Origin of the sequence: Pseudomonas sp. rhizo66 (assembly GCF_031931925.1) — a bacterium.
GTDB lineage: Bacteria > Pseudomonadota > Gammaproteobacteria > Pseudomonadales > Pseudomonadaceae > Aquipseudomonas.
Genome location: NZ_JAUJWZ010000007.1, coordinates 194,400 through 218,775 on the forward strand (window position 1 = coordinate 194,400; position 24,376 = coordinate 218,775).

Annotated in this window: 22 protein-coding genes; 18 read left to right on the plus strand and 4 right to left on the minus strand. The window is 59.8% G+C overall.

Features of this window, described 5'->3' with window-relative positions:
- Positions 1 to 11: 11 nt before the first annotated feature.
- The 14 genes from hscA (at position 12) to QZR14_RS11175 (ending at position 13,956) form a co-directional block, all read left to right on the plus strand.
- Positions 12 to 1,877, plus strand: coding sequence for a Fe-S protein assembly chaperone HscA (gene hscA / locus QZR14_RS11110; RefSeq protein WP_311996551.1), 1,866 nt, complete (start codon positions 12 to 14; stop codon positions 1,875 to 1,877).
- Positions 1,877 to 2,218, plus strand: a complete 342-nt coding sequence (gene fdx, locus QZR14_RS11115; RefSeq protein ID WP_041071821.1) for an ISC system 2Fe-2S type ferredoxin — start codon at positions 1,877 to 1,879, stop codon at positions 2,216 to 2,218. Before hscA ends, fdx begins: the two co-directional genes overlap by 1 nt.
- 14 nt (positions 2,219 to 2,232) lie before the next feature.
- The gene (iscX, locus tag QZR14_RS11120) at positions 2,233 to 2,433 is read left to right on the plus strand and encodes a Fe-S cluster assembly protein IscX (protein WP_008084655.1); all 201 of its coding nucleotides are present in this window, start codon (positions 2,233 to 2,235) and stop codon (positions 2,431 to 2,433) included.
- An 88-nt stretch (positions 2,434 to 2,521) separates the two neighbouring features.
- Positions 2,522 to 2,947: a nucleoside-diphosphate kinase gene (gene ndk, locus QZR14_RS11125; RefSeq protein WP_250606273.1), complete on the plus strand. Its 426-nt coding sequence runs from the start codon at positions 2,522 to 2,524 to the stop codon at positions 2,945 to 2,947.
- Between the two features lie 28 nt (positions 2,948 to 2,975).
- Positions 2,976 to 4,124, plus strand: coding sequence for a 23S rRNA (adenine(2503)-C(2))-methyltransferase RlmN (rlmN, locus tag QZR14_RS11130; protein ID WP_025109218.1), 1,149 nt, complete (start codon positions 2,976 to 2,978; stop codon positions 4,122 to 4,124).
- Between the two features lie 12 nt (positions 4,125 to 4,136).
- The gene (gene pilW, locus QZR14_RS11135) at positions 4,137 to 4,895 is read left to right on the plus strand and encodes a type IV pilus biogenesis/stability protein PilW (protein WP_007916880.1); all 759 of its coding nucleotides are present in this window, start codon (positions 4,137 to 4,139) and stop codon (positions 4,893 to 4,895) included.
- Positions 4,895 to 5,938 (plus strand): helix-turn-helix domain-containing protein, encoded by a 1,044-nt coding sequence (locus tag QZR14_RS11140; RefSeq protein ID WP_311996552.1) that lies wholly within the window; start codon positions 4,895 to 4,897, stop codon positions 5,936 to 5,938. Before pilW ends, QZR14_RS11140 begins: the two co-directional genes overlap by 1 nt.
- Before the next feature lie 3 nt (positions 5,939 to 5,941).
- Entirely contained in the window at positions 5,942 to 7,051 is a 1,110-nt protein-coding gene (ispG, locus tag QZR14_RS11145) for a flavodoxin-dependent (E)-4-hydroxy-3-methylbut-2-enyl-diphosphate synthase (RefSeq protein ID WP_025109215.1), read from the plus strand.
- Between the two features lie 37 nt (positions 7,052 to 7,088).
- Positions 7,089 to 8,378 carry a histidine--tRNA ligase gene (hisS, locus tag QZR14_RS11150; RefSeq protein WP_016984369.1) on the plus strand — a complete coding sequence of 430 codons (1,290 nt, stop codon included), beginning with the start codon at positions 7,089 to 7,091 and terminating at the stop codon, positions 8,376 to 8,378.
- A 41-nt stretch (positions 8,379 to 8,419) separates the two neighbouring features.
- Positions 8,420 to 9,061, plus strand: a complete 642-nt coding sequence (locus QZR14_RS11155) for a YfgM family protein (RefSeq protein ID WP_038362971.1) — start codon at positions 8,420 to 8,422, stop codon at positions 9,059 to 9,061.
- Positions 9,054 to 10,205: an outer membrane protein assembly factor BamB gene (gene bamB / locus QZR14_RS11160; RefSeq protein WP_108226539.1), complete on the plus strand. Its 1,152-nt coding sequence runs from the start codon at positions 9,054 to 9,056 to the stop codon at positions 10,203 to 10,205. The genes QZR14_RS11155 and bamB overlap by 8 nt, the downstream gene beginning before the upstream one ends.
- Before the next feature lie 139 nt (positions 10,206 to 10,344).
- Positions 10,345 to 11,814: a ribosome biogenesis GTPase Der gene (gene der / locus QZR14_RS11165; RefSeq protein WP_250606275.1), complete on the plus strand. Its 1,470-nt coding sequence runs from the start codon at positions 10,345 to 10,347 to the stop codon at positions 11,812 to 11,814.
- Between the two features lie 214 nt (positions 11,815 to 12,028).
- Positions 12,029 to 13,177, plus strand: a complete 1,149-nt coding sequence (locus QZR14_RS11170; protein ID WP_311996553.1) for a pyridoxal phosphate-dependent aminotransferase — start codon at positions 12,029 to 12,031, stop codon at positions 13,175 to 13,177.
- Entirely contained in the window at positions 13,165 to 13,956 is a 792-nt protein-coding gene (locus tag QZR14_RS11175; RefSeq protein ID WP_250606277.1) for an amidohydrolase, read from the plus strand. The genes QZR14_RS11170 and QZR14_RS11175 overlap by 13 nt, the downstream gene beginning before the upstream one ends.
- Before the next feature lie 144 nt (positions 13,957 to 14,100).
- Here QZR14_RS11175 and leuA read toward each other — a convergent pair whose 3' ends face one another.
- From leuA to QZR14_RS11195, 4 genes are all read right to left on the minus strand, one after another.
- Positions 14,101 to 15,780 (minus strand): 2-isopropylmalate synthase, encoded by a 1,680-nt coding sequence (leuA, locus tag QZR14_RS11180; RefSeq protein WP_250606278.1) that lies wholly within the window; start codon positions 15,778 to 15,780, stop codon positions 14,101 to 14,103.
- A gap of 464 nt (positions 15,781 to 16,244) precedes the next feature.
- Positions 16,245 to 17,066, minus strand: coding sequence for a peptidoglycan DD-metalloendopeptidase family protein (locus QZR14_RS11185; protein ID WP_311996554.1), 822 nt, complete (start codon positions 17,064 to 17,066; stop codon positions 16,245 to 16,247).
- A gap of 3 nt (positions 17,067 to 17,069) precedes the next feature.
- Complete coding sequence (gene xseA, locus QZR14_RS11190) at positions 17,070 to 18,449, minus strand: exodeoxyribonuclease VII large subunit (RefSeq protein ID WP_042704978.1); 1,380 nt, start codon at positions 18,447 to 18,449, stop codon at positions 17,070 to 17,072.
- Between the two features lie 132 nt (positions 18,450 to 18,581).
- Complete coding sequence (locus QZR14_RS11195; RefSeq protein WP_311996555.1) at positions 18,582 to 19,469, minus strand: LysR family transcriptional regulator; 888 nt, start codon at positions 19,467 to 19,469, stop codon at positions 18,582 to 18,584.
- A 99-nt stretch (positions 19,470 to 19,568) separates the two neighbouring features.
- On the opposite strand from QZR14_RS11195, the gene QZR14_RS11200 reads away from it, so the two are divergent.
- The 4 genes from QZR14_RS11200 to guaA all read left to right on the plus strand — a co-directional run bounded on the left by QZR14_RS11200 (position 19,569) and on the right by guaA (position 24,312).
- The gene (locus QZR14_RS11200; protein ID WP_311996556.1) at positions 19,569 to 20,336 is read left to right on the plus strand and encodes a sulfite exporter TauE/SafE family protein; all 768 of its coding nucleotides are present in this window, start codon (positions 19,569 to 19,571) and stop codon (positions 20,334 to 20,336) included.
- A gap of 164 nt (positions 20,337 to 20,500) precedes the next feature.
- A complete protein-coding gene (locus QZR14_RS11205) occupies positions 20,501 to 21,049 on the plus strand; it encodes a sugar ABC transporter ATPase (protein WP_201228387.1) in 549 nt (182 codons plus the stop codon).
- Positions 21,050 to 21,165: 116 nt separating this feature from the next.
- Positions 21,166 to 22,635 carry an IMP dehydrogenase gene (gene guaB, locus QZR14_RS11210; protein ID WP_034156270.1) on the plus strand — a complete coding sequence of 490 codons (1,470 nt, stop codon included), beginning with the start codon at positions 21,166 to 21,168 and terminating at the stop codon, positions 22,633 to 22,635.
- A gap of 99 nt (positions 22,636 to 22,734) precedes the next feature.
- Positions 22,735 to 24,312 carry a glutamine-hydrolyzing GMP synthase gene (gene guaA / locus QZR14_RS11215; RefSeq protein WP_311996557.1) on the plus strand — a complete coding sequence of 526 codons (1,578 nt, stop codon included), beginning with the start codon at positions 22,735 to 22,737 and terminating at the stop codon, positions 24,310 to 24,312.
- Positions 24,313 to 24,376 lie beyond the last annotated feature (64 nt).

Here is a 24,376-nt window from a genome sequence, read left to right on the forward strand (position 1 = left end):
TCCTGATCACGATGGCCCTACTGCAGATCGCCGAACCCGGCCAAAGTCCTCAACCGCACCAGCGTCGTCTGGCTGTGGGGATCGACTTGGGCACTACCAATTCGCTGGTCGCTGCGTTGCGCAGTGGTCTTTCCGAGCCGCTGGCTGACGCAAACGGGCAGGTCATCCTGCCGTCCGCCGTGCGTTACCACGCCGATCATATCGAAGTCGGCGAGTCGGCCAAGCTGGCCGCCGCTTCCGATCCTTTGAACACCGTGCTGTCGGTCAAGCGCTTGATGGGTCGTGGTCTGTCCGACGTCAAGCAATTGGGCGAACAACTGCCATACCGCTTTGTCGGTGGCGAATCGCACATGCCGTTCATCGACACCGTGCAAGGCCCGAAAAGCCCGGTCGAAGTCTCCGCCGACATCCTCAAGGTGCTGCGTCAACGCGCTGAAGCGACCTTGGGTGGCGAGCTGGTTGGCGCGGTAATTACCGTTCCGGCGTACTTCGATGATGCTCAGCGCCAAGCCACCAAGGATGCGGCGAAACTCGCCGGTCTGAACGTGCTGCGTCTGCTCAACGAGCCGACCGCAGCCGCCGTGGCTTATGGTCTGGATCAACACGCCGAAGGCCTGGTGGCGATTTATGACTTGGGCGGCGGCACCTTCGATATTTCCATTCTGCGTCTGACTGGCGGCGTTTTCGAAGTGCTGGCAACCGGCGGCGACAGCGCGCTGGGTGGCGATGACTTCGATCACGCGATTGCTGGCTGGATCATCGAGAGCGCTGGTCTGTCCGCCGATCTCGACCCGGGCGCACAACGCAATCTGCTGCAAACTGCTTGTGCGGCCAAAGAAGCCCTGACCGATGCGGCCAGCGTTGAAGTGGCCTATGGCGACTGGAAAGCACAGCTGACCCGCGAAGCATTCGATGCGCTGATTGAGCCGATGGTCGCTCGTAGCCTGAAAGCCTGCCGTCGCGCCGTTCGTGACTCCGGTGTCGAGCTGGAAGACGTGCACGCCGTGGTCATGGTCGGCGGTTCGACTCGCGTTCCGCGTGTTCGCGAAGCCGTTGCCGAAGCCTTCGGTCGTCAGCCTCTGACTGAAATCGACCCGGATCAAGTGGTGGCCATCGGTGCCGCGATCCAGGCTGATACGCTGGCTGGCAACAAGCGCGATGGCGGCGAACTGTTGCTGCTCGACGTGATTCCGCTGTCCCTGGGGCTGGAAACCATGGGCGGCCTGATGGAGAAGGTGATTCCGCGCAACACCACCATCCCCGTCGCTCGCGCACAAGATTTTACGACGTATAAAGACGGCCAGTCGGCCATGGCGATCCACGTCCTGCAAGGTGAGCGCGAGCTGATCAGCGACTGCCGCTCGCTGGCGCGCTTCGAATTGCGCGGCATTCCGGCGATGGTGGCCGGTGCAGCGAAGATTCGCGTGACCTTCCAGGTCGATGCCGACGGTCTGCTCAGCGTTTCTGCCCGTGAACTGGGTTCGGGCGTTGAGGCGAGCATTCAGGTCAAACCGTCCTACGGTCTGACCGACGGCGAAATCGCCAAGATGCTGAAAGATTCGTTCCAGCACGCCAATGACGACAAAGTCGCCCGCGTCCTGCGTGAGCAGCAAGTCGATGCCCAGCGCCTGATCGAAGCGGTGCAGGGCGCTCTAGAGGCGGATGGCGAGCGTTTGCTCGACGCCGAAGAGCGCATGGTCATCGATCTGCAGTTGCAGGAACTGGCCGAACTGATGAAAGGCACTGATGGTTACGCCATCGAGCAGCAGACCAAGCGTCTGTCGCAAGTGACCGATGCTTTTGCTGCCCGCCGCATGGATCTGACGGTGAAAGCCGCTCTGTCGGGGCGCAATCTGAATGAAATCGAGGATATCTGATGCCGCAGGTCATTTTTCTGCCCCACGAGAAGTTCTGCCCGGAAGGCATGGTGGTCGAGGCTGAGCCCGGCACATCGATTCTCGAACTGGCCCACGAACACCACATCGAGATGGAAAGCGCCTGCGGCGGCGTGTGTGCTTGCACCACTTGCCACTGCATCATCCGCGAGGGTTTCGACTCGCTGGAAGAGGCTGACGAGCTGGAAGAAGACTTCCTCGATCGTGCCTGGGGCCTGGAAGCGCAATCGCGTCTGGCTTGCCAGGCGATCGTCGGTGAAGAAGATCTCACCGTCGAAATTCCGAAATATTCGCTTAACCATGCGGCTGAAGCGCCGCACTGACTGGTAAGACTGTCATGAGCTACGGTTGGAATGATGTTCAACGTATTGCAGAAGAATTGGCCGAGGCCAAGCCGGGCGTAGATCCGTTTTCTGTCAATTTCGTCGATCTGCAGCAATGGATCAAAGAGCTGCCGGATTTCGACAACACCTCTGGTCGCGTAGGCGAGAAGGTGTTGGAAGCGGTTCAGACGCTCTGGGCTGAAGAATTGGACTGATCGTCCTCGCAGGTTAGGCAATACCCAAGAACCCGCGTATAATTCGCGGGTTTAATTTTTCGCAAATTACCGTTTCTGGAGTTACACCATGGCTGTTCAACGCACTTTCTCCATCATCAAGCCTGACGCTGTTGCAAAAAACGTCATCGGCGAAATCACCACTCGTTTCGAAAAAGCCGGCCTGCGCGTTGTAGCTTCGAAACTGAAGCAACTGTCCAAAGCTGAAGCTGAAGGCTTCTACGCTGAGCACAAAGAGCGCGGTTTCTTCGGCGACCTGGTTGCTTTCATGATCTCCGGTCCTGTTGTTGTTCAGGTTCTGGAAGGCGAAAACGCTATCGCTCTGAACCGTGAGCTGATGGGCGCTACCAACCCTAAAGAAGCTGCTGCCGGCACCATCCGCGCTGACTTCGCTGATTCCATCGACGCCAACGCTGTTCACGGTTCGGACTCCGAAGCCGCAGCTGCTCGTGAAATCTCGTACTTCTTCGCAGCTACTGAAGTAACCACTCGCTAAGCATTGGCTTAAGAGTGAAGGTGAATCCATGACTACATCGACTGTAAAAACCAACCTGCTGGGTCTGACTCAACAGGAAATGGAAAAATTCTTCGACTCAATCGGGGAGAAGCGTTTCCGTGCCGGTCAGGTAATGAAATGGATTCACCACTTTGGCGTCGATGATTTCGACGCCATGACGAACGTCAGCAAGGCCTTGCGCGACAAGCTCAAGGCGATTGCTGAAGTCCGTGGTCCGGAAGTGGTCAGCGAGGACATCTCCAGCGACGGCACCCGTAAGTGGGTGGTGCGCGTGGCGTCCGGCAGCTGCGTCGAGACCGTGTACATTCCCCAGGGCAAACGCGGCACTCTGTGCGTTTCGTCCCAGGCAGGCTGTGCCCTGGATTGCAGTTTCTGCTCCACCGGCAAGCAAGGCTTCAATAGCAACCTCACCGCCGCCGAAGTCATCGGCCAGGTGTGGATTGCCAACAAATCTTTCGGCAGCGTCCCGGCAACCGTCGACCGTGCCATCACCAATGTGGTGATGATGGGCATGGGTGAGCCGCTGCTGAACTTCGACAACGTCGTCGCCGCCATGCACCTGATGATGGACGACCTCGGCTACGGGATCTCCAAGCGCCGCGTGACCCTGTCCACCTCGGGTGTGGTGCCGATGATCGATGAGCTGGCCAAGCACATTGACGTATCCCTGGCGTTGTCGCTGCACGCACCGAATGACGCATTGCGTAACCAATTGGTGCCGATCAACAAGAAGTATCCGCTTAAGATGCTGCTCGAGTCGTGCCAGCGCTACATGTCCGCCCTTGGCGAGAAACGTGTGCTGACCATCGAGTACACCTTGCTCAAGGACATCAACGACAAGGTCGAGCACGCGGTGGAAATGATCGCGCTGTTGAAAGATATCCCGTGCAAGATCAACCTGATTCCGTTCAACCCGTTCCCGCATTCCGGGTACGAGCGGCCAAGCAACAACGCGATCCGTCGTTTCCAGGATCAGTTGCATCAGGCCGGTTTCAACGTCACTGTCCGCACCACCCGTGGTGAAGACATCGACGCTGCATGTGGTCAATTGGTAGGGCAGGTGCTGGATCGCACCCGTCGCAGCGAACGTTACATCGCCGTGCGCGAGTTGAGCGCCGACAGCGATCTGGCACAGAACGCCGCGAACACAAATTAAGAGAGGATCTCTATGTCCCTGCGCTTTGCGCTGCTGTTGCTGTTGGCCAGCCTGTGTGCTGGTTGTGTCCTGTCGGGTGACTACAACCCGATGAAGACCAGCAAGGGCCGCGATGAAGCGCGGGCTGCCTACGTGCAACTGGGGCTGGGCTATTTGCAGCAGGGCATGACCGAGCGGGCCAAGGTGCCGCTGAAAAAGGCGCTGGAAATCGACGGTTCCGATCCTGACGCCAACGCTGCCCTCGGCCTGGTGTTTCAGTCCGAAATGGAGCCTGAGCTGGCCGACGAACACTTCCGCAAGGCTTTGTCCTCCCGTCCCGCCGATGCGCGCATCCTCAACAACTACGGCAGTTTTCTCTACGAACAACAGCGTTATAAAGAAGCCTACGAGCGTTTTGAACAGGCCGCCGCCGATACCCTGTATCCTGAGCGTTCGCGGGTGTTCGAAAACCTCGGCATGACGGCGGCAAAACTCGGTCAGCGTGATCTGGCGCAGCAGCAGCTGGAAAAGGCGCTGCGTTTGAACCGCCAACAGCCCCGCGCATTGCTGGAAATGGCTGAGTTGTCCTTCGAAGACAGGCATTATGTGCCCGCGCGAGATTATTACGACCGATTCAGCCTGCTGACCGAACAAAATGCACGTAGTCTATTGCTCGGCGTTCGGCTGGCAAAAGTGTTTGAAGATCGCGACAAGGCCGCCAGTTATGGCCTGCAATTAAAACGACTCTATCCCGGTACGCCGGAATATCAGCAATACCTGTCGGAGCAATGATGAAAGCGGCGCATCCCGAAGTTGTAGCAGCGAATCGCGTTAACCCCGGTGAGACCCTGCGCCAGGCCCGCGAAAGCAATGGCTGGTCGCTGGCCGAAGTGGCCCTCAAGCTCAACCTCACCGTGACTTCCCTGAGCAATCTTGAAGCCGGCGCTTTCGACAAGCTGCCGGGGCATACCTTCGCTCGCGGTTACATTCGCGCCTATGCCAAATTGCTCGGCATGGACCAGACCGTGCTGGTTCAGCAATTCGACCAGTCCACCGGCACCGATTCCCAGGGCAGCAACGTGCATGCCCTCGGCCGTATCGAAGAGCCTGTGCGGGTCTCTCACACCATTTTGCGTATTGTCAGCCTGCTGTTGCTGATCGCGGTCATCGGCGGCGGTTTCGTCTGGTGGCAGGATCAGACGTCGCAGCGCACCAAGGACCTGACGTCTCTGGCGCCTGAGCACGTTGAAGTCGAAGGTGCTGACGGCACCACCCAGATTCACCCGATCGACGAGCCGGAAGACCAGGCTGTCGAGGAAAACCAGGCCGACAGTTCGACGGCACTGGCGCTGCCTCAGTCTGAAACCACCGCTGAGTCCACCGGTGCCGAAGCTGCCGTGCCAGCGACTGCTCCGGCAGCACCGGTTGCTCCGGGTGCAACGCCGACCGCCCCGGTTCATACGCCAGCGCCGGTTGTCGCTACTCCGGCCACCCCGGCGCCAAACGTTCCAGCCACGCCAGCCCCGACCGTTACCGCTCCGGTAGTACCTGCAACGCCCGCGCCAACCGCTGAAGCGGCTGCTCCTGTTGCTGGCGACGGTCAGGTACAACTGCAGTTCAGCGCCGACTGCTGGGCACAGGTCACCGATGGCCGTGGCAAAGTATTGTTCAGTGGTCTGAAGCACAAAGGCGATAGCGTCTCTGTTTCCGGTAAGCCACCGCTTGCCGTGCGTCTGGGTGTTGCCCGTGCCGCACAGGTCAGCTACAACGGCCAGCCGGTCGATATCGCTCCGTTCACCAGTGGCGAGACTGCTCGCCTGAAGTTGGGTCAATAAGTCATGCACGGCGAATCTCCAATCAAACGTCGCGTTTCGCGCAAGATCTGGGTCGGTAATGTGCCGGTGGGTGGCGATGCGCCTATCGCTGTGCAGAGCATGACCAACAGCGACACCAATGACGTTGCCGCCACTGTTGCGCAGATCAACCGTCTGGAAGCCGCTGGCGTCGACATCGTCCGCGTTTCGGTGCCGGACATGGACGCCGCCGAGGCGTTCGGCAAGATCAAGCAATTGGTCAAGGTGCCGCTGGTTGCCGACATTCACTTCGACTACAAGATCGCCTTGCGCGTCGCCGAGCTGGGTGTCGATTGCCTGCGCATCAACCCGGGCAACATCGGTCGTGAAGACCGGGTTCGCGCTGTCGTTGATGCTGCCCGTGATCGCGGCATTCCGATCCGCATCGGCGTCAACGCCGGTTCCCTGGAAAAAGACCTGCAAAAGAAATACGGCGAGCCGACCCCGGCTGCACTGGTCGAATCCGCTCTGCGTCACGTTGAACACCTGGAGCGCCTGAATTTTCAGGACTTCAAGGTCAGCGTGAAGGCCTCTGACGTGTTCATGGCCGTCGAAGCCTACCGCTTGCTGGCGAAAGAAATCGTTCAGCCACTGCACCTGGGCATCACCGAAGCCGGTGGATTGCGTTCGGGCACAGTGAAATCCGCCGTGGGCCTAGGTATGCTGCTCGCCGAGGGGATTGGCGATACTATCCGCATCTCGCTGGCGGCCGACCCGGTCGAGGAAGTGAAGGTCGGTTACGACATTCTCAAGTCTTTGCATCTGCGTTCCCGTGGCATCAACTTCATCGCCTGCCCGAGCTGCTCGCGGCAGAACTTCGATGTGGTGAAAACCATGAACGAGCTGGAAGGGCGCCTTGAAGACCTGCTGGTGCCGCTGGATGTCGCGGTGATCGGTTGTGTGGTCAACGGCCCGGGCGAAGCCAAGGAAGCCCATATCGGCTTGACCGGCGGCACGCCAAACCTGATTTACATCGACGGCAAGCCGTCGCAGAAACTGACGAATGACAATCTGGTGGACGAGCTGGAAAAGCTGATCCGCGAGAAAGCGGCCGAAAAGGTCGAAGCTGACGCTGCGGTTATCGCGCGCGGCTGAGCCTGACTGAAGCGCCGAACGAATTTAAGGATTTAAAGTGAGCAAGTCTCTGCAAGCCATTCGTGGCATGAACGACATCCTGCCCGAGCAGACCCCACTGTGGCGTTATTTCGAGGGCACTGTCGCGCGTCTGCTGGATAACTACGGTTACAAGCAGATCCGCATGCCGATCGTTGAATTCACCGAGCTGTTCAAGCGCTCGATCGGTGAAGTGACCGACATCGTCGAAAAAGAGATGTACACCTTCGAAGACCGCAACGGTGACTCCCTGACCCTGCGTCCGGAAGGCACCGCGGCGTGCGTGCGTGCTGTGCTCGAACACGGCATCACCGGCGGTGGCCAGGTGCAGAAACTCTGGTACATCGGCCCGATGTTCCGCCACGAGCGTCCGCAGAAAGGCCGTTATCGCCAGTTCCACCAGATCGGTCTGGAAGTCTTCAACCTCGACGGTCCGGACATCGACGCCGAGCTGATCACCATGACCTGGCGCCTGTGGGGCGAGCTGGGCATTCGTGATGCGGTCAAGCTCGAACTCAACAGCCTGGGCACCAGCGAGTCCCGTGGTCGCTATCGTGAAGCGCTGGTCGAGTACCTCTCGGCGCACCACGACAAGCTCGATGAAGACAGCCAGCGTCGCCTGAAAACCAACCCGCTGCGCGTGCTCGACACGAAAAATGCCGACACTCAAGCGGTGCTGGTCGATGCGCCGAAAATGGCCGATTACCTCGATGACGAATCCCGTGCCCACTTCGAAGGCCTGAAGGCCCGTCTGGATGCCGTCGGCATTCCTTACGTGCTCAACCCGAAACTGGTACGTGGCCTCGATTACTACAGCAAAACCGTATTCGAATGGGTCACCGACAAGCTCGGCGCTCAGGGCACTGTCTGCGCGGGCGGCCGTTACGACGGTCTGGTCGAGCAGATGGGCGGCAAGCCGACCACTGGTGTGGGTTTCGCCATGGGCATCGAACGTCTGGTGTTGATGCTCGAAACCCTGGAGCAGATCCCGGAAGAAATCTCCCGTCAGGTTGATGTCTATCTGTGCGCCTTCGGCGAAGAAGCCGAGCTGGCCGGTCTGGCTCTGGCTGAACGTGTTCGCGATCAACTTCCAAACCTGCGCCTGCAAGTCAATGCCGGCGCCGGCAGCTTCAAAAGCCAGTTCAAGAAGGCCGACAAGAGCGGTGCGCTGTACGCACTGATCCTCGGCGACGACGAAATGGCCCAGCAAGTGGTAGGTTTCAAACCCCTGCGTGGCCAGGGCGAACAACAAAGCATTGCCTGGGACGCGCTCGCCGCTCACCTGGCCACCTGCGTCGTGCAGGGTTGAAGCTGTCCAAACAGCCGATTTAGCGATTAAGGAGTATTGGGGTGTCGAGTACCGAAGACGAACAGTTGGCGGATTTGAAGGACTGGTGGACACGCAACGGCAAACCTCTGGTCACCGGCGGCCTGTTGGCGCTGGTCATCGTGTTCGGCTGGCAGGCATATCACAAATACCAGAGCAACCAGTCGCAAGGCGCCTCGGTGCTCTATCAGCAACTGCTGGAAACCACGCTGACGCCTGACGGCAAGCCTGATGCGGCCCGCGTTGCGGATCTGGCCGGCAAGCTCAACAGCGAGTTCGGCGGTTCTGCCTACGCGCAGTACGGCAGCCTGTTCGTGGCCAAAGTGGCGGTCGACAGCGGCAAGCTGGATGACGCCGCGACCGAACTCAAAGCCATTGTCGACAAACCGGCCAACCCGGCGCTGGGCGAAATCGCCCGTCAGCGTCTGGCGCAGGTGCTCGGCGCGCAGAACAAGGCTGAAGATGCCCTGAAACTGCTCGACGGCGATGCCGACAAAGCGTTCCTGGCCACTCGCGAAGAACTCAAGGGCGACCTGCTGGTGCAGCTGGGCCGTACCGATGACGCAAACAAGGCGTATCAAAAAGCCAAGGCGGCACTGTCGGATGAAGCGGCGGTCGGTGGCCTTCAAATCAAGCTCGACGACCTGGCCAAAGGGGATGCGTGACGTGATCCGTTGGAAGCATGCAGCATTGCTGGCTCTGGCCCTTCTGGCCGCGGGTTGCAGCAGCAACAGCAAGAAAGAATTGCCACCGGCTGAACTGACCGACTTCAAAGAAGAAGTGGTTCTGCACAAGCAGTGGAGTCGTTCGATCGGTGACGGTCAGGGCGAAACCTACAACATGCTCGTACCGGCGATCGACGGTGACACCATCTACGCCGCTGATGTGACCGGCGTGGTAATGGCCATGGATCGCAGCAATGGCGACGTGAAGTGGAAGCAGGATCTTGATCTGCCTGTCTCCGGCGCCGTGGGCGTGGGTTACGGTCTGGTTCTGATCGGTACACTGCGTGGCGAAGTCGTCGCTCTGGACACCAGCAATGGTGAAGAGAAGTGGCGTGCTCGTGTAAACAGCGAAGTTCTCGCGCCGCCGGCCAACAACGGTGACGTGGTAGTGGTACAGACTCAGGACGATCGTCTGATCGGTCTGGATGCTTCCACCGGTACCCAGCGCTGGGTGTATGACAGCACGCCAGCCGTACTGACCCTGCGTGGCACCAGTGCTCCGCTCGTAACCAACCGCCTCGCAGTGGCTGGCCTGTCGACCGGTAAAGTGGTCGCTCTGGATATTTCCAACGGCGTGCCGGTGTGGGAACAACGGATTGCGATCCCGCAAGGCCGTTCGGAACTGGAGCGCGTGGTCGACATCGACGGCGGTCTGCTGTTGTCCGGCGGTACGCTGTACGTCGCCAGCTACCAGGGTCGCGTTGCGGCACTGGATCTGGAAAGCGGTCGTCAACTCTGGCAGCGCGATGCGTCGAGCTACGCCGGTATTGCTCAGGGTTTCGGCAGCGTTTACGTGAGCCTGTCCTCGGGCACTGTTGAAGGCGTCGACGAGCGTTCCACCACAGCACTGTGGAGCAACGACTCGCTGGCTCGCCGTCAACTGTCGGCTCCGGAAGTGTTCTCCAGCTATGTTGCAGTGGGTGACCTGGAAGGTTATCTGCACCTGCTGAGTCAGGTTGACGGTCGTTTCGTCGGCCGTGAGCGCATCGACAGCGACGGCCTGCGTGCCCGTCCGCTGGTGGTGGGTGACACGATTTATGTCTATGGCAACAGCGGCAAACTGGAAGCCCTGACCATCAAGTAACAACTATGCTTGGGGATAACACCCCAGGCAGCTTCACTTGTGGAAGTGGACCTGTTCACTTCCGCAGTGTTGCCCCGAGCACCAGCCGCTGCCTCGCAGCGGCTTTTGTATTTTCTGAAATAACGAAGTGGAGAGCCGCATGGTTCCCGTAATCGCCCTGGTGGGCCGACCGAACGTCGGCAAGTCCACCTTGTTCAACCGCCTGACCAGGACTCGTGACGCCATCGTCGGCGACTTGTCCGGTCTGACCCGTGATCGCCAGTACGGTGAGGCCAAGTGGCAAGGGCGTTCCTACATTCTGGTCGACACCGGCGGTATCTCCGGTGACGAACATGGTATGGACGAAAAAATGGCCGAGCAGTCGCTGCTGGCCATTGAAGAAGCGGATGTTGTGCTGTTCCTGGTAGATGCCAAGGCCGGTTTCACCGCCGCCGACCAGATGATCGCCGAACACCTGCGCAAACGTAACAAGCGTTCCCACGTGGTCGCCAACAAGGTCGACAACATCGACCCGGAAATGGCCCGCGCTGAATTCGCTCCGCTGGGCATGGGCCACGCGATCCCGATCGCCGGTGCCCACGGTCGCGGTATCACCCAGTTGCTGGAAATCGCCCTGGGTGATTTCCCCAGAGACGAAGAAGAGCCGGAAGAAGGCGAGGAAGAGATCGTTGCCGAAGGCGAGGAAGCCAAGCGCATTCCTGGCCCGAGCGAAAAAGACGGGATCAAGATCGCTATCATCGGCCGTCCGAACGTCGGCAAGTCGACCCTGGTCAACCGCATGCTCGGTGAAGATCGGGTTATCGTCTATGACCAGCCCGGCACCACCCGCGACAGTATCTACATCCCGTTCGAGCGGAATGAAGAGAAGTACACGCTGATCGACACCGCCGGTGTGCGCAAGCGCGGCAAGATCCACGAAGAAGTCGAAAAATTCTCCGTGGTCAAAACCCTGCAGGCGATCAAAGACGCCAACGTGGTGATCTTCGTGATGGACGCCCGCGAAGGCGTGGTCGATCACGACCTCAACCTGCTGGGCTTCGCGATCGAATCCGGTCGTGCACTGGTGATCGCGATCAACAAGTGGGACGGCATGACGCCGAGCGAGCGCGACTTCGTCAAGGTCGAGCTGCAACGTCGGCTGTTCTTCGTTGACTACGCCGACATCCACTTCATCTCGGCCCTGCACGGCACTGGCGTGGGTAACCTCTACGCGTCCGTACAGAACTCGTTCAAATCGGCGGTCACCCGCTGGCCGACCAACCGTCTGACCCAGATTCTGGAAGATGCGGTGGGCGAGCACGCGCCACCGATGGTCAACAACCGCCGGATCAAGCTGCGTTACGCTCACTTGGGTGGTGCGAACCCGCCGATCATCGTGATCCACGGTAACCAGATCGAGAAAGTGCCGAAGTCGTACGTGCGCTATCTGGAAAACACTTACCGTCGTGTGCTGAAGCTGGTCGGTACGCCGATCCGCATCGAGTTCAAGGGCGGCGAGAACCCGTACGAAGGCAACAAGAACACGCTGACCGACCGCCAGGTCAACAAGAAGCGTCGCTTGATGTCGCACAACAAGAAAGCCAGCAAGAAGCGCCGCGACAAGAAGTGATTTATCACTTCGTGTAGGAGCTGCCGCAGGCTGCGATCTTTTGATTTTGCTTCAAAGACAAGATCAAAGGATCGCAGCCTTCGGCAGCTCCTACATGGGTTCGGCGATAAGAAGGGCGCTCACTAGAGCGCCCTTTTTTTATGGGCGCCGGATGGGCTATCCTCGGGCTCTCCCGCGCCGTCGTCAGAGCCGGGTGTTGAGCAGGGAACCCCCGATGATCACCAGTAAGCTGCCGAATGTCGGCATCACTATTTTCACGCAGATGTCTCAGCTCGCGGCGCAAACCGGAGCGATCAACCTGTCCCAGGGTTTTCCTGACTTCGACGGCCCGCAGTCCCTGCGTGACGCGGTCGCTCGGCACATCGCCAGTGGTCATAACCAGTATTCACCGATGACCGGCCTGCCGGCCTTGCGCGAGCAGATTGCGGCGAAAATCGCTCGTAGTTACGGCGTCAACGTCGATGCTGATAACGAAGTGACCGTAACCCCGGGCGCCACCCAGGCGATCTTCTGTGCGATTCAGGCGGTTATCCACAGCGGCGACGAAGTCATCGTGTTTGATCCGTGCTACGACAGCTACGAACCGGCGACGGAGTTGGCGGGCGGTCGTTGCGTGCATGTGCAGCTGAACCCGGACGACTTCTCCATCGATTTCGACCAGCTCGCCGCGGCCCTGAGCCCGCGCACGAAAATGATCGTCATCAACACCCCGCACAACCCGAGCGGCGCGCTGATCAGTCGTGCCGAGCTTGATCACTTGGCGGACTTGATCCGAGGCCGGGACATCTATCTGATCAGCGACGAAGTCTACGAACACCTGGTATTCGACGGCGTGCCGCATGTCAGCGTGCTGGCCCATGAAGAGCTGTATCAGCGCGCCTTCGTGGTCAGCTCGTTCGGCAAGACCTATCACGTCACCGGCTGGAAAACCGGTTACGTCGTCGCGCCCCCCGCGCTGACTACCGAACTGCGCAAGGTGCACCAGTACGTCAGTTTCTGCGGCGTCACGCCGTTGCAGTACGCGCTGGCCGATTACATGGTCGAGCACCCGGAACACGTCGAAGAACTGCCGAGCTTCTATCAGGCCAAGCGCGATCTGTTCTGCGATCTGCTGGCGCCGTCGCGCTTCAGTTTTACCCGGGTCACCGGCACCTATTTCCAACTGGTCGATTACTCGCAGATTCGTCCTGATCTCAATGACGTCGAGATGGCCATGTGGATGACCCGCGAACACGGCGTGGCGAGTATCCCGGTGTCGGTGTTCTACCAGACCCCACCGCAAGGCCAGCGCCTGGTGCGCCTGTGCTTTGCCAAACGCGAGGAGACGCTGCGCGAAGCAGCGGCAAAACTATGCGTGATTTGAGTGCGTTGCCCGATCTGAATCTTGCGCTGATCCAGACCAGCCTGGCCTGGCATGACCGCCAGGCCAACTTTGAGCATTTCGAGGTGTTGCTGGAGCAGGCGCAGGGGGCGGATTTAATCATCCTGCCGGAAATGTTCACCACCGGATTCTCCATGGAGTCCGAAACCCTCGCCGAAGCCGAGAATGGCCCGACCAGCAAATGGTTGCGGGTTCAGGCGGCGAAGCTCAATGCAGTGATTACCGGCAGCGTGATCATTCAGGCCGCCGACGGCAGCCATCGCAACCGCCTGCTGTGGGCGCGGCCGGACGGCGAAGTGCTGCATTACGACAAGCGTCACCTGTTCCGCATGGCCGGTGAGCACAACCACTACACACCCGGCGAGCGTCAGGTGCAGTTCGAACTCAAGGGCTGGCGGATTCGCCCGCTGATCTGCTACGACCTGCGTTTCCCCGTGTGGAGCCGCGATGCCCAGGACACCGATCTGCTGCTGTACACCGCCAACTGGCCGGGTGCGCGGCGTCTGCACTGGAATCGCCTGTTGCCGGCACGCGCTATCGAAAACCTTTGCTATGTGGCGGCGGTGAATCGCGTCGGCACCGATGGCAAGGGCTTCGCTTACACCGGTGACAGTCAGGTGCTGGATTTCCAGGGTGAAACCTTGCTGGCGGCGGGGGAGGCGGACGGCGTGTTCAAGGTGGTTCTGGAAGCCGCACCATTGGCGGCTTATCGTGAACGCTTTCCAGCGAATCTGGATGCCGACACATTTGAGTTCACCTGAAAAGCAAAAGATCGCAGCCTTCGGCAGCTCCTACATGGCGTACGACATCACAATGTAGGAGCTGCCGAAGGCTGCGATCTTTTGATCTTCAACAAAAAGGCCCCGGAGTTCGCACTCCGGGGCCTTTTGCATTTCAGCGATCGATTACGCCGCTTTCGCCTCAGGCTGGCTCAGCGAGCGGTTCAGCGCGCTGAACAGCGCCTTGAAGCTGGCAGTGGTGATGTTTTCATCGATGCCCACACCGTGTACCGCACGTTCGCCGTTCACCCGCAGTTCGATGTAAGCCGCTGCTTTGGCGTTGGTGCCCGCGCCGATCGCGTGTTCGTTGTAGTCCATGATCTCCACCGGAATCGGCAGGCCGGCGACCAGTGCTTCCAGCGCACCGTTGCCCTTGCCACGCCAGTGCAGGTTGGTTTCGCCCTGACCTTTGCTCGCCACTTCCACTTCGACGGCGCTGTTGCCGTTTTCTTCCTGCAGGCGATGGCTGACCAGCGCATACGGGGTGTTGGCTTGCAGGTATTCGCTGATCAACAGTGAGTGGATCTGCTTGGCGGTCATCTCCAGACCCAAACGGTCGGTCTCACGCTGCACGACCTGGCTGAATTCGATCTGCATGCGACGTGGCAGGCTGATGCCGTATTCCTGCTCCAGCAAGTAAGCGATGCCGCCCTTGCCCGACTGGCTGTTGACGCGAATCACCGCCTCGTAGCTGCGACCGATATCGGCCGGGTCGATCGGCAAGTACGGCACTTCCCACAGGGTGTCCGGTTTCTGCTGGGAGAAGCCCTTGCGGATCGCATCCTGGTGCGAGCCGGAGAACGCGGTGTGGACCAGGTCGCCAACGTACGGGTGACGCGGGTGAACCTGAATCTGGTTGCACTCCTCAACGACTTTGCGCACGCCGTCGATGTCGGAGAAGTCCAGCTGCGGGTCGAGACCCTGGGTGTACATGTTCAGTGCGACGGTGACGAGGTCGACGTTACCGGTACGCTCGCCGTTGCCGAACAGGCAGCCTTCGACGCGATCCGCGCCGGCCATCAGGCCCAGCTCGGTAGCGGCGACGCCGGTGCCACGGTCGTTGTGGGTGTGCAGGCTGATGATCACGCTGTCACGACGGTTGATGTTGCGCCCGAACCACTCGATCTGGTCGGCGTAGACGTTCGGCGTCGCGCATTCAACGGTGGCGGGCAGGTTGAGGATCATCTTGTGCTCAGGCGTCGGGTTCCACACCTCGATCACCGCGTCACAGACTTCCTTGGCGAATTCCAGTTCGGTGGCGCTGAAGGTTTCCGGCGAGTATTCGAACGTCCACTCGGTGTCCGGCTGCATCGCCGCGTATTTGACGAACAGCTTGGCGGCGTTGACCGCGATGGCCTTGATGCCGTCCTTGTCCTGGTTGAAGACAATGCGACGGAAAGAAGGCGAAGTGGCGTTGTACAGGTGAACGATGGCTTTCTTCGCCCCGCGCAGGGATTCGAAGGTGCGCTCGATCAGGTCTTCACGGCCCTGGGTCAGCACCTGAATGGTGGTGTCGTCCGGGATGTGGCCTTCTTCGATCAGCGTACGCACGAAGTCGAAGTCGGTTTGCGAAGCAGCCGGGAACGACGCTTCGATTTCCTTCACGCCCACCTGCACCAGAGTCTTCCAGAAGCGCAGCTTTTTCGCCGCGTCCATCGGCTCGATCAGCGACTGGTTGCCGTCACGCAGGTCGGAGCTGCACCAGATCGGCGCGGCGTCGATGGTTTTCGACGGCCAGGTACGATCCGGCAGGTTGATGACGGGAAACGCGCGGTATTTCGAAGACGGATCTTTGAGCATGCTCATCGGGAAATTCCTTATTGTCTGGGCCGAAAAGAGGCGGCCTGCCGGTGTTACGAATGTTCTTGGAAAAGCGTGGGACGAGGCGCAGCGATTCAGCCTGGCAGTCGTGCGCTGACGAGGCACAGGCTGCGGTGCTGGCGAAGCTGAATGAGGGTGTGAGAGGTTTTCATGCCTTCAACCCTAACCGCGAGGGGAGAGGATGGCAAGCAGTCGGAAAAAATTGAGAGGAATACTCGGAAAGCGGGTTTTTGCAGGATTTTATTGCGCTGGAGATCGCTGATCGTTGTGATGTTTGCGCAAGGTTTGATTGGGGCGCAATCGAGGTTTATAGCAATTCAGTAAGTATTGATGTGCTGTACAGGCCGCCTTCGCGAGCAGGCTCGTTCCCACAGGGGATCTTTGTTGTGAACAAGATCCAGAGTGGGAGCGAGCCTGCTCGCGAAGAGGCCGGTCGCCTCAATACATATTCAAGGTTGAAATGCGCCAATGAAAATCGCCGGGTCCACCCGCGCATCATTCAGGCTGACATTCCAGTGCATGTGCGGCCCGGTCGCCCGGCCAGTCGAGCCGACTTTGCCGACAACCGCTCCGCGTGCCAGTTGATCGCCGACCTTCACGTCAATCTTCGACATATGGCAGAACATGCTGATAAAGCCCTGCCCATGGTCGACAAACACCGTGTTGCCATTGAAGAAGTAGTTGCCGGTGAGGATCACCTTGCCCGCCGCCGGAGTCTTGATCGGCGTGCCCGCCGGCACCGCGAAGTCGAGGCCTGCGTGGGGATTGCGTTCTTCACCATTGAAGAAACGCCGTACGCCAAACTTGCTCGACAGCGGCCCGTTTACCGGCTTGTCCAGCAACAGATTGCTCGGCGTGTTCGGGCTGAAGCTGCGATACGCCTTGATCTGCTCGGCCAGTTCACCCTCGATGCGTTTGAGGTTCGACTGATCCGGGTTGACTTGCTGTTTGTTCTTCAGGGTGATGCGTTGTTCCGGGTAGTTCTTGTTGCCCACGGTGAACGGCAGATTGCGCCCGCCACTGCTGATCTGTTGTGCACCCGGCTTGACGGTCAGCGGCACGCCGACAATCGCCAGCCAGTTGTTCTGTTCTTTCACCACCAGCACCGGTTTGCCTTGATAAGTGGCTTTTGGCGCCTGCGCGGCGGTGCCCAGATCAACCACCGCCACACCGCCCGGCACCGGTTTGTTGAGTAGCCGGGTGATGTAACTGTCGGCGTGGGCATTGAAGGTCAGGCAAAGCAAAAGCAGTGGAGCCAGAAAACGCGGCATGGATCAGTCCAGTAAAGAGAGGGTGACAGGCGTCAGGTGATTGTCCTCGACGCGCACTTGCAGTTCGCCTTCGCCGAGTTTGGCTTTGAGGCGCTGGCCGGTGTGGGTCTGCGCGGCGTTGCGGATCGCCTGGCCGCGCTCATCGAGCAGAATGCTGTAACCACGGCCGAGCGTTGCCAGCGGGCTGACCACGTGCAATGTCTGCATCTGACTGTGCAGTTGCAGACGACGGTTTTTCAGGCCTTCGCGCATGGCCCGGGGCAAGCGTTCGGCGAGGCTGTCGAGGCGCTGACGCAACATCGCCAGTTGCCGTCCCGGATGTTGCCCGGCGAGGCGGGTTTCGAGGCGGATCAGGCGTTCGCGGCGGGTATTGAGATGGCGTTCGAAGGCCCGGCGCATGCGCATGTCCAGATCATCCAGACGCTGAGCCTGCTGACGCAGACGCTCGCCGGGATGGCGCAAGCGACGGGCCATTCCTTCCAGGCGCAGGCGATCACGCATCAAGCGATCACGCATGCGCATCACCAGACGGCGATGCAGGCTTTCGACCTGACGGATCAGATGACTCGAATCGGGAGCAAGCAGTTCGGCAGCCGCCGACGGCGTGGGGGCGCGCACGTCGGCGACAAAGTCGCTGATCGACACATCGGTTTCGTGGCCGACGGCGCTGACAATCGGCGTCACGCAGGCATCGACGGCGCGGGCCACGGCTTCTTCGTTGAAGCACCAGAGGTCTTCCAGCGAGCCGCCGCCACGGGCGAGGATCAGTGCATCGAAACCACGGGCATCGGCCATTTTCAGCGCTCGGACGATTTGCGCGGTAGCTTCGCGGCCCTGCACGGCAGTCGGAATCAGCGTCAGTTGCACCTGCGGCGCACGCCGGCGGAATACGCTGATGATGTCGCGAATCACCGCGCCGGTTGGCGAACTGATGATGCCGATGCGTTGCGGATGCGCGGGCAACGGCACTTTGCGTTCGGCACTGAACAGGCCTTCGGCGCTGAGCTTTTCTTTCAATGCATCGAACGCCAGGCGCAGCGCACCGTCACCGGCAGGTTCGACGGTGTCGAGAATCAACTGATAGTCGCCACGGCCTTCGAACAGTGAAACCTTGCCGCGCACCTTGACCGCCAGGCCATCCTTCAGCGCCTGACGCACCCGCGCCGCGTTCTGCCGGAACAACGCGCATCGAACCTGAGCGCCGCTGTCCTTGAGGGTGAAATAGATGTGGCCGGACGCCGGGCGGGCGAGGTTGGAGATTTCGCCTTCGACCCAGATGTTGCTGAACACGTCTTCGAGCAACACCCGCGCGCGGCCGTTGAGCTGGCTGACGGTCAGGACTTCACGGTCCAGGCCAAGTCTTGCAAAGGGATCTTTAATCATGGGGCGCAGTTTAAAGCTAATTTCCAATGCAATACACGCTCCCCTGTAGGAGCTGCCGAAGGCTGCGATCTTTTGATCTTTCTTTTGGCGGTCAGGATCAAAAGATCGCAGCCTCGTTTCACTCGTCAGCTCCTACAGGGGATTGGTGAAGGTCTGGAGGAAGTGTTGGATCAGCGGAGTGGGATTCTGGCGGTAGGCGAGGGCGACGGTGCTGTGGCAATCGGGATCGGTCAGCGGCAGGAATCGTACGCCGCTCGGGGCGATGTCCTGCATCGATTCCGGCAGCAGGGCGATGCCGAACCCGGCCTGAATCAGCTGGAGCTGGGTGGTCTTGCGCGACATGACCCGCGCGGCTTTCGGGAAGAAACCCTGACGCATGCACAAGTCTGCACATAGATAACTCAGGCCGCCGCGGTGCGGATGCGGGATCGAGATGAACGCTTCGTCCTTCAGTTGGGCCAGGTCAACACGCTCAGCCTCGGCCAATCGATGATTCATCGGAACTGCCAGCAGCAAGCGCTCAGTAAACAGCGGCACAATCTGAACACCTTCGCGCTGACGCAACACGGGCAGACGCAGCAGGCCGACGTCGAGGCGTCCTTCGGCCAACTCTTCCAATTGCGCCTCGGAAGACAACTTGCCGATGTCCAGCGACACGCCGTGCTGTTGTTGCAGGTAAGCGCCAATATCACTGAGCAAACGGCCGCTGATCGACACGGTACTGGAATGGCTGAGGCGCAATGTGCCGAGCTGACCATTACCGACCTCAGTGGCCATGGCGCTGGCCTTGCTCAATTCATTGAGCAGATTTCGTGCTCGCGGTAAAAACACTTCGCCTGCTGCCGTGAGTCGAGGCTGGCGCGCCGTACGCTCGAACAGCGGGGTTTGCAGGCGTGTCTCCATGTCCTTGATCTGCCGGCTCAGCGCCGATTGCGCAACGAACAAACGTTCAGCCGCAGCACTGAAACTGCCGCATTCGGCGATTTCCACGAAGTAACGCAATTGACGGGTAGAAAGCACAGGTATGCCTTTTCGAGATGGGTAAGCGGCCTGGAAGATATTAGTCGCAACCCTCGGCGCTGGCTAAAGTCATCTCAGGCTTATTAAGGAAGCGCATCGATGAGCGTGGCGGGGTTGTTGACTGAGTGGTCGTGGGGGGCCGGTGGTTGGGCGGTGATCGGGCTGGGCATCGCCCTGGCTTACATCGTGTTCGGTATTGCCGGATTTGGCACGGCGCTGGTGGCGGGGCCGATTCTGATTCTGTTCATGCCGCTGTCGAAGATCGTGCCGTTGCTGGTGCTGCTGGATTTTGTCGCGGCGTTCGGCAATCTGCTGCCGTCGCGGCGGGATGTGGCTAAACCGGAGCTGTTGCGGCTGCTGCCGTGCATGGCAGTCGGCTGCACGTTGGGGGTGATCTTTCTACTTAATCTGAAATCCGATCTGTTGCTGCTGTTGATGGGGCTGTTTATCAGCGCTTATGCGATTTACAGCCTGTGGGTGAAAGTGCGGCCAGCGCAATTGTCGGCGGCGTGGGCAGTGCCGATGGGGACGGTGGGCGGGTTGTTCGGCGCGCTGTTTGGCAGTGGCGGCTTTCTCTATGCGATTTATCTCAACAGTCGGCTGCCGAAAGACGCCGCGCGGGCGACGCAAAGTGCGCTGATCAGTTGCAGCACAGTGGTGCGTTTGAGTCTGTTTGCCATCGCCGGTGTGTATGCCGAGCTACCCTTGTTGATGCTGGCATTGTGTCTGTTGCCGGCCATGGCGCTGGGGTTGTGGATCGGGCGGCACTTGACCATGAAGTTGTCGCGCGAAGCGTTTGTGCGGCTGGTGACATGGCTGGTGCTGGCGAGCGGGATTGCGTTGATCGGGCGCTACCTCAGCACTTGACCGGATTTTGTCAGGGATTAAGCTGCCGGCCGCCATTCCCTGTGGGAGCCAGCTTGCTGGCGATCGCGCAGTGTCAGTCAACATGTGTATTGCTGACCCACCGCAATCGCCAGCAGGCTAGCTCCCACAATGGACATCCTCAGTATTTGCAGCAGGCTTGCACCATGAACTCGCAAAGCATCATCGTCCCGAAAATCTCCACCCTGCCGGTCCACGAACCCCGGGCCCGGGCGATCGTGCGCTGGCTGGTGCGCAAGAACATCATCAAAGAAGAGCTGACAACCTGTGGCCGCACCGGCAACCGCATGGCGTACGCGATTGCCGATGGTGCGCGGGCCGTGGTGCTGCACCCGCAAGCGTTGCCGTTCGGTGAGCCGATCAACGGGCTGGAGATCGTCACCAAGCGCTGCATCTACACCCCGGCCAAAGGTTTTCTCGAAGAAGCCGGCTGCGCCGAGTGCCGTCGCGAGGTCGGCGAAGCGCTGTTCGATAGCCTGGAGGACTGGATGCCCGGGCGCACCGACAACTTCACCTGCCCCGAATGCGGGCATGAAGACGACATCAACGGCTTTCTGTATTTGCAGGAATGTGCGTTTTCCAACCTCGGCTTCATCTTCAACAACTGGCTTGAAGCCGGTTTCAAGCAGAGCTTTATCGATGAGTTTGCTGACTGGCTCGATCAACCTGTCTCTTGGGTCAAGGTGGAGCTGTAACGGCGGGGGTCTCCGTATATCAGCAACATTGATATTAAGCTGAGTTTTACATTGAACAGCGGGGGGTGGATGACTATAATGGCGCGCTTCCATTTTCCCGCTCGGGAGCCCCCGCGATGCTGCGTATCAGCCAAGAAGCTCTGACATTCGACGACATTCTCTTAGTGCCTGGTTATTCCGAGGTACTTCCTAACGAAGTCAGTCTCAAGACCCGCCTTACCCGTGGCATCGAGCTGAACATTCCTCTGGTTTCTGCTGCAATGGACACCGTGACTGAAGCCCGTCTGGCAATCGCCATGGCTCAGGAAGGTGGCATCGGCATTATCCACAAGAACATGACCATCGAGCAGCAAGCTGCCGAAGTGCGTAAGGTCAAGAAGTTCGAAGCCGGCGTCGTCAAGGATCCGATCACCATCGAGGCTGATGCCACGGTGCGTGACCTGTTCGAATTGACCCGCATGCACAACATTTCCGGCGTTCCGGTGCTGCACGATGGCGACCTGGTCGGCATCGTCACTTCCCGTGACGTGCGTTTCGAAACCCGTCTGGAAGCCACCGTACGTGAAGTGATGACGCCTAAAGAGCGTCTGGTCACCGTGCGTGAAGGCGCCGACAAGAACGAAGTCCGCGAGTTGCTGCACAAGCACCGTCTGGAAAAAGTTCTGATCGTCGATGACAAGTTTGCCCTCAAAGGCATGATGACCGTCAAAGACATCGAAAAAGCCAAAGCCTACCCGCTGGCCAGCAAGGACGATCAAGGTCGTCTGCGCGTTGGCGCCGCTGTCGGTACCGGTAAAGACACCGGTGACCGTGTAGCCGCGCTGGTCAATGCCGGTGTGGACGTCGTGGTAGTCGATACCGCGCACGGCCACTCCAAAGGCGTGATCGACCGCGTTCGCTGGGTCAAAGAGAATTTCCCTGAAGTGCAGGTGATCGGCGGCAATATCGCCACCGGCGCCGCTGCCAAGGCTCTGGCCGAAGCAGGCGCTGACGCAGTCAAGGTCGGTATCGGCCCTGGCTCGATCTGCACCACCCGTATCGTCGCCGGTGTCGGCGTCCCGCAAATCAGTGCCATCGCCAACGTCGCCGCTGCCCTTGAAGGCACCGGCGTACCGTTGATCGCCGACGGCGGCATCCGTTTCTCCGGTGACCTGTCCAAGGCCATCGTAGCCGGTGCTTCCTGCGTGATGATGGGCTCGATGTTCGCCGGTACTGAAGAAGCACCGGGCGAGATCGAACTGTTCCAGGGCCGTTCGTACAAGGCGTATCGCGGCATGGGTTCGCTGGGCGCCATGTCCCAGGCTCAAGGCTCCTCCGACCGTTACTTCCAGGACTCCTCGGCAGGCGCCGAGAAGCTCGTTCCGGAAGGCATCGAAGGCCGTGTGCCGTACAAAGGCACCCTGAGCGCGATCATTCACCAGTTGATGGGCGGTCTGCGTTCCTCGATGGGCTACACCGGCAGCGCCAACATCGAAGAAATGCGCACCAAGCCTGAATTCGTGCGGATCACCGGCGCTGGCATGGCCGAATCCCACGTTCACGACGTGCAGATCACCAAAGAAGCGCCAAACTACCGCGTAGGTTGAGCCTTCAAGCAACAAGCAAAGCAACCGGGGCTGTTTGATTCAGCCCCGAGTTGTTTCTGAATCACGACTGTTTCTGAACGACTTAGACGAGACTGAATCATGGCCCTCGATATTCACGCTCACCGCATCCTGATCCTCGACTTCGGCTCGCAATACACCCAACTGATCGCCCGCCGCGTGCGCGAAATCGGTGTGTACTGCGAACTGCACCCGTTCGACATGGACGAAGATGCGATCCGCGAATTCGCTCCTAAAGGCGTCATCCTCGCCGGCGGCCCCGAGTCCGTGCACGTCGCCGACAGCCCGCGCTGCCCACAGGCAGTGTTTGATCTGGGCGTACCGGTCTTCGGTATCTGCTACGGCATGCAGACCATGGCCGAGCAACTGGGCGGCAAGGTTGAAGGTTCCGAACTGCGTGAGTTCGGTTACGCCCGCGTTGACGTGGTCGGCAAGAGCCGCCTGCTCGACGGCATCGAAGACCATATCGACGCTGACGGCCTGTTCGGCCTCGATGTATGGATGAGCCACGGTGACAAAGTCACCAAGATGCCGGAAGACTTCCACATTCTGGCCAGCACCCCTAGCTGCCCGATCGCCGGCATGTTCAACGACGACCGTGGCTACTACGGCGTGCAGTTCCACCCGGAAGTGACCCACACCAAACAGGGCGGTCGCATCCTCTCGCGCTTCGTGCTGGACATCTGCAGCTGTGAAGCCCTGTGGACCCCATCGAAAATCGCTGAAGACGCCATCGCCAACATCCGCGCACAAGTCGGTACCGACAACGTGCTGCTGGGCCTGTCCGGCGGCGTTGACTCCTCGGTGGTTGCCGCACTGCTGCACAAAGCCATCGGCGACCAGCTGACCTGCGTCTTCGTCGACAACGGCCTGTTGCGTCTGCACGAAGGCGAGCAAGTGATGGCCATGTTCGCCGAGAACATGGGCGTCAAGGTGATCCGCGCCAACGCTGAAGAGCAGTTCCTCAACAACCTGGCCGGCGAAGCCGATCCGGAGAAGAAGCGCAAGATCATCGGTCGCACTTTCATCGACGTGTTCGATGCCGAATCCTGCAAGCTGGACAACATCAAGTACCTGGCTCAGGGCACCATCTACCCGGACGTGATCGAATCGGCTGGCGCGAAAAGCGGCAAGGCCCACGTGATCAAGTCGCACCACAACGTGGGCGGCCTGCCGGAAGAGATGAACCTGAAACTGGTCGAGCCTTTGCGCGAACTGTTCAAGGACGAAGTCCGTCGTCTGGGTCTGGAACTGGGCCTGCCGTACGACATGGTCTACCGTCACCCGTTCCCGGGCCCGGGCCTGGGCGTGCGCATCCTTGGTGAAGTGAAGAAGGAGTACGCCGACCTGTTGCGTCGCGCCGACCACATCTTCATCGAAGAACTGCGCAAAGCCGACTGGTACCACAAGGTCAGCCAGGCGTTCGTGGTGTTCCAGCCAGTGAAATCGGTTGGTGTGGTCGGCGATGGCCGTCGTTACGCCTGGGTCGTGGCCCTGCGTGCCGTAGAAACCATCGACTTCATGACCGCGCGTTGGGCTCACCTGCCTTACGAACTGCTGGAAACCGTATCCGGCCGCATCATCAATGAAATCGAAGGCATCTCCCGCGTCACTTACGACGTGTCGAGCAAGCCGCCTGCGACGATTGAGTGGGAGTGATCCCACTCACGCCTTGAAGGCGTGAGAGCAGGCAAAACAAGAGGCCGCGTGAAGCATTGATTCA